12 protein-coding genes are annotated in these 15,636 nt (G+C 63.7%); 8 read left to right on the top strand and 4 right to left on the bottom strand.

Annotation, left to right across the window (positions count from 1 at the left end; genetic code table 11):
• Positions 1–45: 45 nt before the first annotated feature.
• The gene (locus ABEG21_RS22330) at positions 46–1,014 is read right to left on the bottom strand and encodes an ABC transporter permease (protein WP_347558756.1); all 969 of its coding nucleotides are present in this window, start codon (positions 1,012–1,014) and stop codon (positions 46–48) included.
• Complete coding sequence (locus tag ABEG21_RS22325) at positions 1,011–2,135, bottom strand: ABC transporter substrate-binding protein (RefSeq protein ID WP_347558755.1); 1,125 nt, start codon at positions 2,133–2,135, stop codon at positions 1,011–1,013. Before ABEG21_RS22325 ends, ABEG21_RS22330 begins: the two co-directional genes overlap by 4 nt.
• Before the next feature lie 212 nt (positions 2,136–2,347).
• On the opposite strand from ABEG21_RS22325, the gene ABEG21_RS22320 reads away from it, so the two are divergent.
• The 5 genes from ABEG21_RS22320 to ABEG21_RS22300 all read left to right on the top strand — a co-directional run bounded on the left by ABEG21_RS22320 (position 2,348) and on the right by ABEG21_RS22300 (position 9,982).
• On the top strand, positions 2,348–3,469 hold the full coding sequence (locus tag ABEG21_RS22320; protein WP_347558754.1) for an LLM class flavin-dependent oxidoreductase: 1,122 nt from the start codon (positions 2,348–2,350) through the stop codon (positions 3,467–3,469).
• 207 nt (positions 3,470–3,676) lie between these two features.
• The gene (locus ABEG21_RS22315; RefSeq protein WP_347558753.1) at positions 3,677–5,014 is read left to right on the top strand and encodes an acyltransferase; all 1,338 of its coding nucleotides are present in this window, start codon (positions 3,677–3,679) and stop codon (positions 5,012–5,014) included.
• Positions 5,015–5,202: 188 nt separating this feature from the next.
• The gene (locus ABEG21_RS22310; RefSeq protein WP_347559063.1) at positions 5,203–6,984 is read left to right on the top strand and encodes an ABC transporter transmembrane domain-containing protein; all 1,782 of its coding nucleotides are present in this window, start codon (positions 5,203–5,205) and stop codon (positions 6,982–6,984) included.
• Entirely contained in the window at positions 6,974–8,833 is a 1,860-nt protein-coding gene (locus ABEG21_RS22305) for an ABC transporter ATP-binding protein (RefSeq protein WP_347558752.1), read from the top strand. Before ABEG21_RS22310 ends, ABEG21_RS22305 begins: the two co-directional genes overlap by 11 nt.
• Before the next feature lie 279 nt (positions 8,834–9,112).
• Complete coding sequence (locus tag ABEG21_RS22300) at positions 9,113–9,982, top strand: manganese catalase family protein (RefSeq protein ID WP_347558751.1); 870 nt, start codon at positions 9,113–9,115, stop codon at positions 9,980–9,982.
• Between the two features lie 52 nt (positions 9,983–10,034).
• Here ABEG21_RS22300 and ABEG21_RS22295 read toward each other — a convergent pair whose 3' ends face one another.
• On the bottom strand, positions 10,035–10,409 hold the full coding sequence (locus ABEG21_RS22295) for a CHRD domain-containing protein (protein ID WP_347559062.1): 375 nt from the start codon (positions 10,407–10,409) through the stop codon (positions 10,035–10,037).
• Between the two features lie 308 nt (positions 10,410–10,717).
• Between ABEG21_RS22295 and ABEG21_RS22290 the strand changes: the two genes are divergently transcribed.
• Together ABEG21_RS22290 and ABEG21_RS22285 are read left to right on the top strand one after the other, a co-directional pair.
• Positions 10,718–11,770 (top strand): NADP(H)-dependent aldo-keto reductase, encoded by a 1,053-nt coding sequence (locus ABEG21_RS22290; protein WP_347558750.1) that lies wholly within the window; start codon positions 10,718–10,720, stop codon positions 11,768–11,770.
• Between the two features lie 183 nt (positions 11,771–11,953).
• Complete coding sequence (locus tag ABEG21_RS22285; protein WP_347558749.1) at positions 11,954–13,684, top strand: NYN domain-containing protein; 1,731 nt, start codon at positions 11,954–11,956, stop codon at positions 13,682–13,684.
• 55 nt (positions 13,685–13,739) lie between these two features.
• Here ABEG21_RS22285 and ABEG21_RS22280 read toward each other — a convergent pair whose 3' ends face one another.
• Positions 13,740–14,363 (bottom strand): NUDIX hydrolase, encoded by a 624-nt coding sequence (locus ABEG21_RS22280; protein WP_347558748.1) that lies wholly within the window; start codon positions 14,361–14,363, stop codon positions 13,740–13,742.
• A gap of 147 nt (positions 14,364–14,510) precedes the next feature.
• Here ABEG21_RS22280 and ABEG21_RS22275 point away from each other — a divergent pair, with 147 nt between their 5' ends.
• Positions 14,511–15,611 (top strand): branched-chain amino acid aminotransferase, encoded by a 1,101-nt coding sequence (locus tag ABEG21_RS22275; RefSeq protein ID WP_347558747.1) that lies wholly within the window; start codon positions 14,511–14,513, stop codon positions 15,609–15,611.
• The last annotated feature ends 25 nt before the right edge of the window (positions 15,612–15,636 follow it).

Genomic DNA, 15,636 nt, shown 5'->3' with positions numbered 1-15,636 from the left:
GGCGTCGCAGCGCCGCCAGTCGATTCGCGAATTCGCGGCACGCGCTCAGTTGCCGCCAAACGCCGGGCGCCAGTCCAGCAGACGCGATTCGAGCCCGCGAACGATCAGGTCGCCCGCCAATCCCAGCAAGGCATACACGATCAAACAGACAATGATCACGTCGGTCTGGAACAGATCGCGCGCATTGCTCAGCAGATATCCGATACCCGCCGTCGCATTGATCTGCTCGCCGAACACCAACGCCAGCCAACTGGCACCCAGCGCATAGCGCAGCCCCGTCAGCAGATTCGGCAAGGCGCCCGGCAACACGATCAGGGCGATCATCCGGAACCGGGATAGCTCCAGCATCCGACCCGCTTCGATCAAACTGTTATCGACATTTCGAATACCCGCATAGACGTTCAGATAGAGCGGAAACGCACTGGCCAGTGCGATCAGCGTGATCTTCGGCGTCTCGCCGATACCGAACCAGATGATCAGCAACGGGATCAAGGCGATATGCGGCACCGTACGCAGCATCTGCATCGGGGGATCGACAAGATCCTCGGCCACCCGCGACAAGCCGCAGAGCAAGGCCAATCCGATCCCTGCGGCGGCGCCTAGACCCAAGCCGAGCGCGACCCGATGCAGCGATACCAACAGCGCCGTCGGCAGATCGCCCCCCTGCCACAGCGACACGGCAGCCGACAAGATCGCCGGCGGCCCGGCGAGGACTTCGGGGCGCAGCACACCGGTGGCGGACAGCACCCACCAAATCGCGAGCAATGCGGCCGGTCCCAGCGTTCGGCGCAAAGGCCGAGGCAGCCGCTGCCAGGCCGAGGCGGGCCGCGCGGACGTTGCGGCAGGCGACGCCGACGACGCACCGCGCCGCGTGCCGGCGGAGCGCAGACGCACTGTCTCCGCCGACGCGGCACGCGTCGTCGCGGCCTGCCGCGCACGACCGCCAGTCGCCCTCTCGTGCGGCGACGCGACAGCGCGGCCTCCAACCGACAAACGTTGTGGATCTGCACTCATACCGTTACCCCATGATAGAGGTGGCTGGCCAGATCGACACCGGGTTTCAACAACCCCGCGCCGATCCAGGTCTTGTAGGTTTCATCGACCCGTTGCTGGACGCCTGTGGCGATCGGCTGACGCTGATAGCCGACCGAATCCTCGTAGGTGCCCGCCGCAACTTGCTCATCCTGCTTCGAGAACTGCTTGAACCAATCGATATAGCCGGCGCGGTTTGCCCGACCCCACGCATACGCCTGATCTTGCAGTCGCGAGTAATGGGCGATGGCCGCCACCTTGGCGGGATCCTTCAGCGCGTCGGGATGCGCGCTCAGCAACAGCAGCCCGGAGTTCACGCTCGCACCGTTGTCGAGGATCTGCGCGTGCAACACGCCGACGGTCCGCGCGCGGAAAACGCCCCAGGTGGACCAGGCGTCGATACTGCCGCTTGCAAACGCGGCGCTGGCATCCGTGGGCGCGAGGAACGCCAATTTCACATCGTCCAGAGGAATGCCGGCCTTCTCCAACAGACCGACGACCAGGAAATGGCCGACGCTGCCGCGCGTCGTGGGCGAAATGGTTTTGCCGCGCAATGCCTGCAACGACTGAATCTTGCTGCCGTGTGGCGTCAGCAAGGACGTATCGGTGGCGCGCAGACGCTGCCATGCCGATACGACCTGCACCGTCGAGCCGCCGGCAATCGCCGTGACAGTCGGTGAATCGTTCGCCGAACCGATATCGGTCGCGTTCGCTTTTAGCGCTTCGTGCAAGGCGGCCGCGGTCGGAAAGACCGACCATTCGATCTTGTAAGGCACGTTTTTCAATAAGCCGGCGGCTTCCAGGAAACCGCGCGTTGCGCCGGTCTGGTCGCCGACACGCAAGGTCACATTCTTCAACGCCGCATCCGATACCTGTCCTGCAGGCCCGGGCGCGGCCGTTGCCGCCCACGCCTGCCAGGGCATGCCGCCGGCCGCCGCCAAGGCCCCGAGGGACGCCGCCTGCCGCAACCACGCCCGGCGTCCAGGCTCGCGGCAACCCATCGCGGCCGCATCGGCGCCTGCCTGCGCGTCGGTATTGGCGAAAGGGCGTTGGATCTGCGGCGAACGGTACGACGGGAGCAGCTGGATCAGTGGCTTCGACATGGATCTCGATTCCGGCACAACCGGAGCAGGTGGTGGACCTCACATGCTAGATGCCGCTTCGCGGCATCCCAAAGAAGCATTTCTAAGATCGATAGAAGCGATTTCTTCATATCCTTATCGGAAATGCTCGTTTGCGATTCACCGCGCGTGCCCGCTATCGTGAGCGGACGGGACGGTCGTCCCCGCATGGAAAGTCTTCTCGGAGAACACGCATGAGCATCGAATTCATCGGTTACGTCAGTCACCAAGAGTCCAGCGAAACCCATCTGCCGCAAGGGCCGACCTTGAATGTGCCGTACATCGGCGCCGTCGCGCAGGCCCATGAATACGGGGGGTTCGACCGTGTGCTGATCGCGCACTCGAGCGCCTCGCCCGATGGCGCGCAGATTGCCTCGTATGTGTTGAACCGAACGAAGCGCCTCGGCGTCCTGCTTGCCCACCGCCCCGGCTTTGTCGCGCCGACACTGGCGGCACGTCAGCTCGCGACGCTAGATCATTTCGGCGATGGGCGCCTGGCCGTGCATATCATTTCCGGTGGCGACGACACCGAGCAGCAACGCGATGGCGACTTTCTCGATCATGCGGCACGCTACCGCCGCACCGATGAATATCTGGACGTCGTGAAACAGTCCTGGACCCGCGAGACGCCGTTCGATCATCAAGGCGAGTTCTATCAAGTGAAGGGCCATAAATCGCAGATTCGCCCGGTACCGCGCGCCGATCTGCCGCATTTGCCGGTGTATTTCGGGGGCGCGTCGGACGCCGCCATCGAAGTGGCGGGCAAGCATGCGGATGTCTATGCCCTGTGGGGCGAATCGCTCGCGCAGGTCGCCGAACTGCTCGGCCGCGTGAAGGCCGCGGCGGCGCGATATGGACGCCAGGACAAAATCCGTTTCAGTCTGTCGCTGCGCCCGATCGTCGCCGCGACGGAAGAGGCCGCCTGGGCCCGCGCCGACGCGATCCTCGAACAAGCCAAGCAAGTCGTCACGCGTTCGCCGAATTTCACACGTCGGCCGCAGGACCCGCAAAACGCGGGCTCGCAACGGCTGCTGGCAGCCGCATCGCAAGGCACCGTCGTCGACAAGCGGCTCTGGACCGGGATGGCGGCGTTGACCAAGGCCGCGGGTAATTCGACCGGCCTCGTCGGGACGCCGGAACAGGTGAGCGAAGCGCTAGTCGAGTATTACCGGCTCGGCATCACCACCTTCCTGATCCGCGGCTTCGATCCGCTGGAAGACGCGCTGACCTATGGCCGCGACCTGTTGCCGGTGGCGCGTGCGCGTCTGGCCGCCGAGGAAGCGCGCGCGGCACGTGTCGGTCGCGCTGCCGCCTGACGCATCACGCTGCCGCCCCTAGCGCCCTCCCTTACGCACCTCACGCACCTTACGCATCTCACGCACCTTACGCACCTCACGCACCTCACGCCGATTTAACTGCCAATACGCGACGGAACACGGCATTTTCGAACGCCTGTTATGCTATTTCTGGCTCGGCGCCGCCCGGCCGCTAGTCCAACCGCAGTGCATCGAGAGGTGCCGTTCATGCGTTTCACACTGCCCGTCCTCGCACCAGGCGCCTTCCGCCTCTGGCTCGCCTTCATCGTGTTCGTCACGCACACGACGCCGTTGAAGCTGGGCGCGTCGGCAGTCTTTCTGTTCTTCGCGTTGAGCGGCTATTGGATCGACCGAATGTGGCATGCGGAATACCGGCATGTCGCGCGTCCGATCCGCACCTTCTATCTCTCCCGGATCTGGCGCATTTTCCCCGTGTTTTATGCGGCGCTGGCGTTGATGTTGTTCTGCGCCGCCTGCGGCTGGATCGCCTTGCCGCATCCCTCGCTGACACCCGCGTCGGGCGCTGGCGCGGATACGGCCGCCAGCGCCGCTTCCGCAACAGGCACCGTTGCCGTGCTCCACTACTATCTGTCGCACGTGCTGCTTTTCGGCTATGCGACGATCACGCCGGCCTGGCGCGTGATTGCGCCACTGTGGTCGATCGACGTGGAACTGCAGTTCTATGTCGTGGCGCCGCTGGTCATCTGGCTATTGGACCGGGCCTGGTCGCCCAAGCCGGCATCGGACATCCCGCATGGCGTGGCGCCCGCCGCACGCGGTGACGCCAGTCAAAAAACCGTCGGCGGCCGCCTCGGGCCGATGCTGCTGTTCGTCGTTTGTGCCCTGGGTTTGTTACATATGCTGCTCGCCTATCGCGGCGACGATTCGACGATCGGCGTATTGCCCGATTACCTGGCATTTTTTGTCGCCGGGGCCTGGGTGGCACGGCGCGACTGGCACTTCTCGTCGGCCCAGGTACAGGGCGGCGCCGCCGTCGCCTTAGCCATCCTGGCGATCTGCGCCGCCATCCATCCTTTACGCGGCGTAATGTTCTTCGGCAGCAATTACGGCGTCATGTCCTACTTCAACACCTTCGCGAATCTGCTGATCGCGGTCGCGCTGCTGCCCTATGCGATGACGACCACCCGCGTCCGCCCAGCCGGCAAGACGGTGGCGAGCAGCGCGGCATCGGCGACGACGTCCGCTGCCGGCCCGGTGAGCGCATGGCGACGGATCGATCGGGCCCGTCTCGACCGCCTTTTCGGTGCGCTGTCGTACGAGGTCTATCTAATTCACGGGATCGTCCTGCTGGCCGTGCATGGCCGTGGACTGTTGCCGGCCGGCACAGCGGCCCGTCTGCCCTGGTTACCGCTACTGCTGGTCGTCATCGTCGCCCTGTCCTTGCTGGTCTATTATGTCGTCGACCAGCCGCTGGAGCGGGCGCGTCGGCGCTGGGTTCGCGTACAGCCGGGCTATCCGAGCCGGCACGCTGCCGCCCACGCCGGCACGCCCGATACGCTCGTGCCGCCACCGACCCTTCGCTGACGGGGGCTAATGCGCCGCGAAGCGCCTGTCATCCGAGTCCGCTACACTAGCGGTCGACTTACGGCAGGCTGACTGGCGCCTCGGGCGCCCCTGGGCCGACGTGCGGCCAACGGGACAATCTGCCCGCAGGGCCCGCTTCGGTGCCGGCTTTATCCCAGCGCTGCCGCAACAGCGCCTCTATGCAATCCATGTCCTTGTTACGCCTTCTGGCGACCTTCACGCGCCAGCATTGGCGCCCCTACGCCGCGTCCGCCGTCATGCTCGCGGGCGTCGCAGTCCTCAGCGTCATGATCCCGCGCATGGTGGGTCGGATCATCGACGCACTGGTTGCGCACCGCCTCGGCTTTTCCACGTTGTTGGGCGATCTGGCGATCCTGCTGGCGATGGGGCTCGCGATCTACTTCCTCCGCGTGGGTTGGCGCATTACGCTGTACGCCGCCGCCTATCGGCTGGGCACGTCGCTGCGCGAGCGCATTTATCGGACCCTTTCCGAGCAAAGCCCGGGATTTTTCCATCGGCACCGTACCGGCGATCTGATGGCGCGAGCCACCAATGACATCGACGCGGTCGAAATGTCGGCCGGCGAGGCCCTGCTGGCCGGTTTCGATGGCTCGATGACGCTGATCCTGGTGGTCGCGATGATGACCGGCGGCATCGACTGGCGACTCAGTCTTGCCGCATTGCTGCCCTTTCCCTTCATGGCGTTCGGCTTCTATCTGATCTCGAACCGCATCCACCACGCGTGGCGGGATTCTTTGGGCCGATTCAGTAAACTGAACGACCATGTGCAGGAAACGCTGAGTGGCGTGCGTACGGTCCGCGCCTTGGGCCTGGAATCGCATAATGAGCAGGTATTGGCCGGCTTGGCCCGCGATGCGGCCGACAGCAATCTCGAGGCCCAACGCTGGGAAGCGGCGTTTTCGCCGCTCATCGGCATCGCGCTGACGGCCTCCACGACGATCACGCTGGCATACGGCGGCTATCTGGTCTGGACCGCGCAGATGACCATCGGTAGCTTGACCAGCTTCAGCATGTATCTGGGACAGCTGATCTGGCCGATGTTCGCCGCCGGCTGGGTGCTGTCGCTGATCGAGCGCGGACGCGCCGCCTGGACCCGCTTGAATCCGCTCCTTTCCGCCGAATCCGAGGTCCGCGACGACGGCAAACGCGAGCGCGCCGCGCAAGGCCAAGCGTCGACGGCCCCGGCGGCCTTGCGGTTCGATGCGCTGACGTTCCGTTACGCCGACCAACCGCGCGCCGCGATCAACGATGTCTCGTTTTCCGTCGCGGCGGGCAGCACGCTCGGCATCGTCGGGACGACGGGGGCTGGTAAGTCGACCCTGCTCCGTCTGTTATTGCGCCACTATCCCCTGCAACAAGGCGACATTCTCTGGCAGGGGGAGCCACTGGCGAGCTATTCGCTCCAGGCACTACGAGAGCAAATGGCCTGGGTGCCGCAGGAACCTTTCCTGTTCTCCGCCTCCGTCGCCGACAATATCGCACTCGCGCGCCCCGACGCGCCGCAGGACGAGATCGAGCGCGTCGCCCGGCTGGCCGCCGTGCACGACGATATCCTGCGTTTGCCTCAAGGCTATCGCACCCCCGTGGGCGAGCGCGGCGTATCGCTGTCGGGCGGTCAACGCCAGCGCATCGCCATCGCCCGCGCCTTGCTTGCCGATGCGCCGCTGCTGCTACTCGACGATGCCTTGTCCGCCGTCGATACCGGCACCGAGACGCAGATCCTGCAACATCTGCGCGACGCACGCCGTGGCCGCACCGTGCTGATCGTCAGCCATCGCCTGTCCGCGGTGGCCGACGCCGACGACATCATCGTCCTGGGCGGCGTCGAAAGCCGTCACGAGGGGCACATCATCGAGCACGGCAATCACGCCGCCTTATTGGAACGGGACGGTTGGTACGCTCGCCAATGGCGTTACCAGCAGCTAGAGGCCAGTCTCGATGCCATCTGACACCACGGAAACACCGAACGTGACGACCGATACCGGCAATGCCCGCAGCGAACGCCGCGCCGCATTCGCGCTTTTAAGGCGCGCCGCCGCACCGGAGCGTCGGCATATCCTGCTCGGCACCGCCTGGCTCACCGCCGCGGCGCTGTTGGAGGCGTTGTCGCCGCTTCTCGGCAAGCGTTTCATCGATACCTATCTTTTGCCGCACCGGCTGGCCTGGACACCGATCATCATGCTGCTGACGCTCGGTGCCGTGAGCGCCTGTCTGGCCGGCGTGATCCGCTATTTCCAATTGACGCGGCTGGCGGGCGTGGCAATGCGCTCGGTCCGGCGTCTGCGCGAGCAGGTCTATGGCCACGTTATGCGCTTGCCGATGGCGTTCTTCGATAAGGCGATCACCGGGCAATTGGTCAGTCGGGTGACGAACGACACCGAATCGGTCAAAGCGCTCTATGTGCAAGTCCTGTTCGTGATGCTGGACAGTTGCATCGTCGTACTGGGCGCGCTGCTGGCAATGGCCTGGCTCGACTGGCGGCTGATGCTGATCGTCCTGATGCTGGTGCCGGCGATGGTGCTGATCGTCTGGCTGTATCAGCGGTGGAGCGCACCGTCGGTGGCCCGCGCGCGGCAGTTGCGCAGCGATATCAATGCACAAATGGGCGAATCGATTGCCGGCATGCCGATCGTGCAGGCCAGCAATGCGGCGGGCCGATTCACTCAGCGCTTCGTCACGACGAATAATGCGCAGTATCAGGCGCGGCGCGCGGAACTGGTCGTCAATGCCTGGCTGCTGCGCCCGGCGCTCGACTTGTTGAACGTGTTGATTCTCGTCGTCGTGCTGTACGGCTTCGGCTTGCAGACCATGTCGAGCGCACAGGTCGGGATCCTCTATGCCTTCGTCAGCTATATCGCGCGGGTCGTCGAACCGTTGATCCAGATCACGATGCAATTCAGCCAGTTGCAACAGGCCGTCGTCGCGGCGGCGCGTGTCAACGGCTTGCTCGAGGAAGCGCTGCCGCCGGCAATCGTGTCGGCGTCGGCGTTCGCGTTAGAAGGAGCAGCGGCAAACGGTCCGCTCGTCGGCGATGTCGAGAACATGCAAGGCGGTGCCGTGCATTTCGACCACGTCACATTCGGCTATGACGCGGCGCATCCGGTGCTGCACGACGTCGTCCTGAACATTCCGGCAGGAGCGTTCTACGGCATCGTCGGGCATACCGGCAGCGGAAAGTCGACGATGCTCTCGCTCCTCCTCCGCTTCTATGCAGCCCAGCACGGCACAATCAGCGTCGATGGACAGGATTTGCGCACGATCGGCGATGCGGCCTTCCGCGCCGGCGTCGGCCTGGTACCGCAGGACCCCTTCCTGTTTGCCGCCAGCGTGCGGGAAAACATCGATATGGGCCGCGGCCTGAGCGATGCGCAGATCGAAGCCTCCGCCAAGGCCGCCGGCGCCCATGCGTTGGTCATGGCATTGCCACAGGGCTATGCGACCGATATGGGCGAAAATGGTGGTCGGCTGTCGAGCGGGCAAAAACAACTGATCGCGATCGCGCGCGCCTTGGCCGGCAAACCGAAAATCCTGCTGCTCGACGAGGCCACCTCGCATATCGACAGCGAAACCGAACAGACGGTGCAGCGCGCGTTGGAGGCGCTCCATGGAAAGGTAACGATGATTTCGATTGCCCACCGTCTGTCGACGATCCGCCGCGCGGACCGCATCGTCGTTTTGAATCACGGGCGCATCGCCGAAGCCGGCGACCATGAAACGTTGATGGCAATCGATAGCGGCATTTACCAGCGCCTTTATCTTCTCCAGCAAATGCAAGGCGAAGTCAGCGAACAAAGCTGAGCCGTCGCACCCCGCTTCCCGAGGCCGCTGTCACGCGGCCTCGCTCTTTTTCGAGATCGATTCGGCAATTTCCCGGCGATACCGCAGCGCGGGAACGGCACGTGCTGAGTCAATGGCAAGGACGCCTCACCCCGAGGCCTCCTTGGCACCCCTCACGCTGCGCGCCACAACAGCCACCAGGTGAACGCTGCCGACATCGGTCGACGAATCGGTCTGTCGAAGCAGGCCCGACTGCCGACCGCCTGTCCACACGACATCAATGAGCGGAGCACCCCCACAATGTTTATCCATAACAAGCGTCTCCAATACACCGTTCGCGTCGCCGGCCCGAATCCGGGGCTTGCAAACCTGCTGCTGGAACAATTCGGTGGACCGCAAGGCGAGTTGGCCGCGGCGTGCCGTTACTTCACACAGGCGGTCGCCGAGGACGATCCCGGCCGTAAGGACCTGCTGTTCGATATCGCGACCGAGGAATTGAGCCACTTGGAAATCATCGGGTCGATCGTCGCGATGTTGAACAAGGGCGCGAAGGGTCAGCTTGCCGAGGCGGTCGAAAGCGAAGCGACGCTATACCGTTCGATGACCGGCGGCGGCAACGACTCGCACACCACGTCGCTGCTCTATGGCGGCGGCCCGGCGCTGACCAACTCCGCGGGCGTGCCTTGGTCGGCTGCCTATATCGATACGATCGGTGAGCCGACGGCGGATTTGCGCTCGAACATCGCCGCCGAAGCGCGTGCGAAGATCGTCTACGAGCGACTGATCAACGTGACCGAAGATGCCGGCATCAAGGATGCACTCGGCTTCTTGATGACGCGGGAAATCGCGCATCAAAAGTCATTCGAGAAAGCATTGCACGCGATTCAGCCGAACTTCCCGCAAGGCAAGTTGCCGGGCAAGCCAGAGTTCACCAGCGTGTATTTCAATATGTCATCCGGCGACGATGTGGCCGGATCGTGGAATAGCGGCGATGACTGGGAGTTCGTCGAATCGCCGACGCCGGCGGTGGACGGCGGACCCGGCACCGCCTCCGTCAATGGCTCGGCGGACGATGTCGCGGCCCTCGACGCATTGGCGGCGCGTACCAAATCGGATCCGACCGCGAATCCGATCACCGGTGCCGACCTGGGCAGCGCCAAGGTCGATTAACCATTGCGTAAAGCGGCTTCCCCGCCCGAGCGGACGGGGAGCCGTCGCGCGATCAGGACTTCGACTTCTCGATCTGACCGCGAATTTCGCCGCCCGGATTCGCTGCGGTGTGCACATTGAAGTACCACTTCCCCGCCAGCAGATCCTTGGCCTGTTCCGCCGTCAACGTTTTGCTGCCCTTGATAGGGCTTGCCAGCGCATCGGCGGCAATCGGAATCACGGGCTTGGCATTCACGCCCGCCAGTGCCGGCCCATGAAAGTGGGCGGCCGTTGCCGGTCCAGTCAGCTTGTCATAGGTAATGTCATAGGTGAACGACTTGCTCTTCGTATCGTAGCTAGCCGTTACCGTCCCCGTGCCGTCCGTCTGATGCGGCGGCACTTCATTTGCCGCTGTCAGGGTCGAGCTGAAATGCACCGTTTTCGCCATGGCCGCGACCGGCGCGGCGAGCGTCGCAACGGCCAGCGCCGAAGCCAGCAACGTATTACGGGACAAACGGGCAAAGCGCAATGATTCGATCGACATGCTTTCTCCAGGTATGTTTTTTAGAACAGCAATCGCCATCAACACCAGCGTCTTCTCCAGCCAAACGATAGTAGCGCACAACGCGCATCGACGGCGGATGTGATAGCGTACGGCTCTTGCCGGCTCTCTCCGTCTGTCATAGGTGCGCTGTCGTTGGCGCGCCTCGACGGCGTGTTTTTCGGATGCCTGGACGTTGACCAAGGACAATGCGAATGGAATACAGAAAACTGGGTGACAGCGGTATCGACGTCAGTGTGATCGGTCTGGGTACGATGACCTGGGGCGAGCAGAACACGGAAGCCGATGCCCATGCGCAACTCGACTACGCGGTCTCCCGCGGCGTCACGCTGATCGATGCAGCGGAAATGTATCCGGTGCCCCCGCGCCCTGAAACGCAAGGTCGCACCGAGCAGTACATCGGGACGTGGCTGGCCAAGCATCCGGAGCAGCGCAGCAAGGTCGTGCTGGCCACGAAAATCGCCGGGCCCGCGCGCCAGCCGCACAACCCGAAGCACATTCGCGGCGATGCGAATCAATTCGACCGTGCCAATCTGCAACAGGCCATCGACGGCAGCCTGAAACGGCTGCAGACGGATTACGTCGATTTGTATCAGTTGCATTGGCCGGACCGCAGCACGATGACGTTCGGCCGCTCGAACTATCCGTGGGTGGAAGACGCGTATTCGGTGCCGATCGAGGAAACGCTGACGGCGCTGGCCGAGCTGGTCAAGGCCGGCAAGATTCGCCATATCGGCGTCTCGAATGAAACGCCGTGGGGTGTCGCGCAATTCCTGCGTGCGGCGGAAAAGCTGAATCTGCCGAAAATCGTCAGCATCCAAAATCCTTACAGCCTCGTGAACCGGACGTTCGAGACCGGTTTGTCCGAATTCACGCATCGCGACGGCGTGGGTCTGCTGGCGTATTCGCCGCTCGCCTTCGGCTGGCTGAGCGGCAAGTATGAAAACGGCGCTCGTCCGGACGGCGCGCGCATCACGTTGTATGAGCGGTTTGCGCGCTACAGCAAGCCCCATTCGGTCGCCGCGATCAGCGCCTATGTCGCGCTGGCCAAGCAGCACGGCCTGTCGCCGGCGAAAATGGCGCTGGCCTTCATCAACAGCCGTCCGTTCACGACCAGCAACCTGATCGGCGCGACGTCGTTGGCGCAGTTGAAGGAGAACATCGACAGCGCCGACCTGACGCTGACCGACGATATCCTCGCCGCGATCGAGGCCTTGCACGAGAAGCAGCCGAACCCGGCACCCTGAATGCGTGGTCAAGACGCGCGAATACCCTATAATCAAAAGGTTTGCTATGTCCGCCGAGCGATCCCTTCGACGCCGGCGGCGGCAATGACCAGGGCGGCGCCGGGATATCCGGGCCGGGCCGTGGCAACCGCGTCTTGACCTTATTTACGCAACGCGTGCATCGTGCACGCGCTTGGAGCATTCATGGCTTTACCCAATGACAGCGTCAGCATGGCGCTTTTCTGCGATTTCGAAAACGTCGCCCTCGGCGTACGTGACGCGAAATACGAGAAATTCGACATCAAGCCCGTGCTCGAACGGCTGTTGCTCAAGGGCAGCATCGTCGTAAAGAAAGCCTACTGCGACTGGGACCGCTACAAAGGGTTCAAGGCCGCGATGCATGAAGCCAGCTTTGAACTGATCGAAATCCCCCACGTCCGCCAGACCGGCAAAAATTCCGCCGATATCCGCCTGGTCGTCGATGCGCTGGATCTTTGCTACACAAAGTCGCACGTCGATACCTTCGTCATCATCAGCGGTGACTCCGATTTCTCGCCGTTGGTCTCGAAACTTCGGGAAAACGCGAAGAAAGTGATCGGCGTCGGCGTCAAGAATTCGACGTCGGACCTGCTGGTCGCCAATTGCGACGAATTCATTTTCTACGACGATCTGGTGCGCGAACAACAGCGCGCGCAAGCGAAGCGCGACGCCGCCACCCGCAAGAACGACGAAGAGCGCTTGCCGCGTCAGAAGCCGGGCAAGCAGGATTCGCCGGAAGTGGAGGCGCGCAAGGAAAAAGCCTTCGCACTCGCCGTCGAGACCTTCGATGCGCTGGTGTCGGAGCGTGGCGACAGCAACAAGATCTGGGCATCGGTGCTGAAGGAAGCGATCAAGCGTCGCCGGCCGGATTTCAACGAATCCTATTTCGGTTTCCGGGCCTTCGGCAGCTTGCTCGACGAAGCGCAGGCGCGTGGACTATTCGAAGTGGGCCGTGATGAAAAGTCCGGTACCTTCGTTTTCCGCAGCGGGCAGGAGCAGAACGCCCGCCTTGAAGAAAGCACGCCGGTAACGGCGCAGGCGCCGCAACAGACGCCGTCGCGCGGCGGACGTCCGGACCGCAACGCGGTGCCCGACAGCGTCGCGCCGGTTGTCGCCGAAGAAGAAGCGAGCGACGTGCAACGTACCGGCCCGGCCGCCGATGCGCGCGCCCCGGAGGCGGCCAACACGGACCGCCCGGCGAAGAAGTCACGTCGGCGTGGCCGGGACCGTGATCGGGATCGCGACCGTGACGGCAACCGCGACGCGACGGTCCTTACGTCGGACGTGGACGGCAATCGCGCCGAGCCGGCGTTGGAGCCGTCGAACGCGTCGGATGCGGTCCTTGCCATTATCGATGCGCCCTATGGCGATGCAGGGGATGCGTTCTCCGACGGCGCGCCGGTGATCGAGGCACTGCCGGATACGCGGCCGTCGCTGGCATCACGGATTGCCGATGCTGGGCTATTCGACCAGGATGCGGTCAGCGCATCCCCGGCGGCGCACTATCTGGATGCGGATCGCGACGCCGACGCGTTGTCGGTCGCCGAACCGCCCCGTCCAGGCAAGGCGTCGGCGGCCCGCCGTGCACGCCGTACGAGTACGAAGCGCGCAGGTGCCGTTGTATCGGAAATGCTCGAATTGGACAGCGATGCCCAGCCGGGCGCCGCCTTGGAAGTGGCCGCGCCGTCTGCGGATACGCTGGCCAATGACGTGACCAGCGTCGTGCCGCCGAGCACCGTTGCGGCTGCCGCCAGCTCGGCGGACGTACAAGCCGACGCCAGCGATAGCGCCGGCGCGTCGGCGGACGCCGCACCGGTACCTGCCAAGCGTGGCCGTCGCCCGGGGGCATCGGCCCGTCGCGCCCGCAAGACGCCGCAGCTCTTCCCGGAAGAGTAAGCGCGCGTCATGCCGGGCGCTCGCCGCGTAAGCGCTGGCGCCCGGCATGCTCCCCTCAGTCGAAGATCGTCGTCGTAATCTCGCCGCGAACGAAACGGAAAGCGTCGGTGATATCGCTGGCGATGGTCCGTCCCTCCGATAGCGGCGGCAAGGCGTCCGGCGCGAAAAACCCCACATCGGTCGTCTCGACACCGATCTTCGGCACCGCACCCGGCGCCGATTCGCACAGAAAATACAGTTTGTAGAAATCCCGCGGATCGGCTCGATAGCCGCCTTTCGCCTTGTGTCGCACGCTGATCAGCGATTTCACTTCGACGCGCAGTCCCGCCTCTTCCCACACCTCCTTCGCGGTATTTTCCGCGCCGGACAGTCCGACATCGGCGTAACCGCCCGGCAAGGTCCACAGGCCGTCGAATTTCTCACGCACCAGCAGGATCTTCCCGTCGACGATCACGACGCCGCGTACCTCCACCATCGGCGTGGCGTAGGCAGTGCCCATCGGCGGCATCAGCTCGGGGATACGTTCGATGGGAACACTGCCGAGATCTGCCAGCATCGCATTCGAAATTGCCGCGATCTCCTCGAAACGTTCGCGATCGAACACGCCTTCCGCAAAATGCAGTCCGGTGGAGGCGATTGCCTGGAGCCGTTTGACATAGGCGAGCCACTGATTTTCCATAAGCCTCACGGGTTGAGTGATTCGGATTAGGGGGCAATCCATCATGCTAAACCACCGCATCGATCCGCGGCCTAGGCAAATTCCAAGCTGAATTGTTAATTTTTCGGTAGGATCGTGGTTTTCCGTGTTTTCAAGAAACCGCTTGCCATGATCGCCTCCACTCCGACGCTGCGCGTCACGCCTTCCGACCACATCCTGAGCGACGCAGAACGCGTTGCCCGTACGACGGGCCCGGGTTTCGGCCGCGTATTCACGGATCACATGGTCGTGATTCCGTACCGTGACGGTGCCTGGCAACAGGGTGAATTGAAGGCCTACGGCCCGCTGTCGCTGGATCCGGCAACGTCGGCGCTGCATTATGGCCAGGCGATTTTCGAAGGCTATAAGGCTTTTGCCCAGCCGGACGGCAGCATTGCCACGTTCCGCCCGGATCAAAACGCCGAGCGTTTCAACCGCAGCGCCGCCCGTCTGGCGATGCCTGCCTTGCCGCCGGAGCGTTTCCTGGAAGCGGGCGATGCGTTGATCTCGATCGATCGCAAGTGGGTGCCGTCGAATGTCGGCGAAAGCCTCTATATGCGTCCGCTGATGTTCGCATCGGATGCCTATCTGGGCGTGCGTCCGTCGCACGAGTACTTCTTCCTGTTGTTCGCATCGCCGGCGGGTGCTTACTTCGCGCAAGGCGTGAAGCCGGTGACCGTGTGGATCAGCGAGGACTACGTCCGTGCGGCCCTCGGCGGCACCGGTGAAGCGAAGTGCGCGGGCAACTATGCCGCAAGCCTCGCGGCCCAGGCGCAGGCCGAGCAACACGGCTGCGACCAAGTGGTCTGGCTGGATGCGGCGCATCGGGCCGATGTCGAAGAAATGGGCGGCATGAACCTGTTCTTCGTCTACAAAGACGGCGATCAAGTCACGCTGGTCACGCCGGAACTGACCGGCTCCCTGCTGCCGGGCGTCACACGCCGCAGCCTGCTGGAACTGGGCCGCGACCTCGGTTTTAAGACCGAAGAGCGCAAGATCTCGGTCCAGCAGTGGCGCGACGATCTGGCAGCGGGTCGCATGACGGAAGTGTTCGCCTGCGGTACCGCCGCGGTGATCACGCCGGTGGGCAAAGCCAAGGCGAACGGTTTCGAGATGACGATCAACGATTTCGAAAACGGCCCGGTCACGATGCAACTGCGCGAAGCGCTGCTGAATCTGCAGCACGGCGTGTCCGCGGACACGCGCGGCTGGCTGCGCAAGATTGCCTGATGGCAGGACGCTAGCGGCGCGCAGC

The organism is Robbsia sp. KACC 23696 (assembly GCF_039852015.1).
In the GTDB taxonomy this organism is placed as follows: Bacteria; Pseudomonadota; Gammaproteobacteria; order Burkholderiales; family Burkholderiaceae; genus Robbsia.
Note: the sequence above shows the minus strand (reverse complement) of the source record. Positions and strands in the feature narration are given on the sequence as shown.

What these genes read in the sequence shown, in the direction of transcription:
- ABEG21_RS22330 (WP_347558756.1), bottom strand. Translation starts at nt 1,014, where the DNA reads ATGAGTGCAGATCCACAACGTTTGTCGGTTGGAGGCCGCGCTGTCGCG.
- ABEG21_RS22325 (WP_347558755.1), bottom strand. Translation starts at nt 2,135, where the DNA reads ATGTCGAAGCCACTGATCCAGCTGCTCCCGTCGTACCGTTCGCCGCAG.
- ABEG21_RS22320 (WP_347558754.1), top strand. Translation starts at nt 2,348, where the DNA reads ATGAGCATCGAATTCATCGGTTACGTCAGTCACCAAGAGTCCAGCGAA.
- ABEG21_RS22315 (WP_347558753.1), top strand. Translation starts at nt 3,677, where the DNA reads ATGCGTTTCACACTGCCCGTCCTCGCACCAGGCGCCTTCCGCCTCTGG.
- ABEG21_RS22310 (WP_347559063.1), top strand. Translation starts at nt 5,203, where the DNA reads ATGTCCTTGTTACGCCTTCTGGCGACCTTCACGCGCCAGCATTGGCGC.
- ABEG21_RS22305 (WP_347558752.1), top strand. Translation starts at nt 6,974, where the DNA reads ATGCCATCTGACACCACGGAAACACCGAACGTGACGACCGATACCGGC.
- ABEG21_RS22300 (WP_347558751.1), top strand. Translation starts at nt 9,113, where the DNA reads ATGTTTATCCATAACAAGCGTCTCCAATACACCGTTCGCGTCGCCGGC.
- ABEG21_RS22295 (WP_347559062.1), bottom strand. Translation starts at nt 10,409, where the DNA reads ATGGCGAAAACGGTGCATTTCAGCTCGACCCTGACAGCGGCAAATGAA.
- ABEG21_RS22290 (WP_347558750.1), top strand. Translation starts at nt 10,718, where the DNA reads ATGGAATACAGAAAACTGGGTGACAGCGGTATCGACGTCAGTGTGATC.
- ABEG21_RS22285 (WP_347558749.1), top strand. Translation starts at nt 11,954, where the DNA reads ATGGCTTTACCCAATGACAGCGTCAGCATGGCGCTTTTCTGCGATTTC.
- ABEG21_RS22280 (WP_347558748.1), bottom strand. Translation starts at nt 14,363, where the DNA reads ATGGAAAATCAGTGGCTCGCCTATGTCAAACGGCTCCAGGCAATCGCC.
- ABEG21_RS22275 (WP_347558747.1), top strand. Translation starts at nt 14,511, where the DNA reads ATGATCGCCTCCACTCCGACGCTGCGCGTCACGCCTTCCGACCACATC.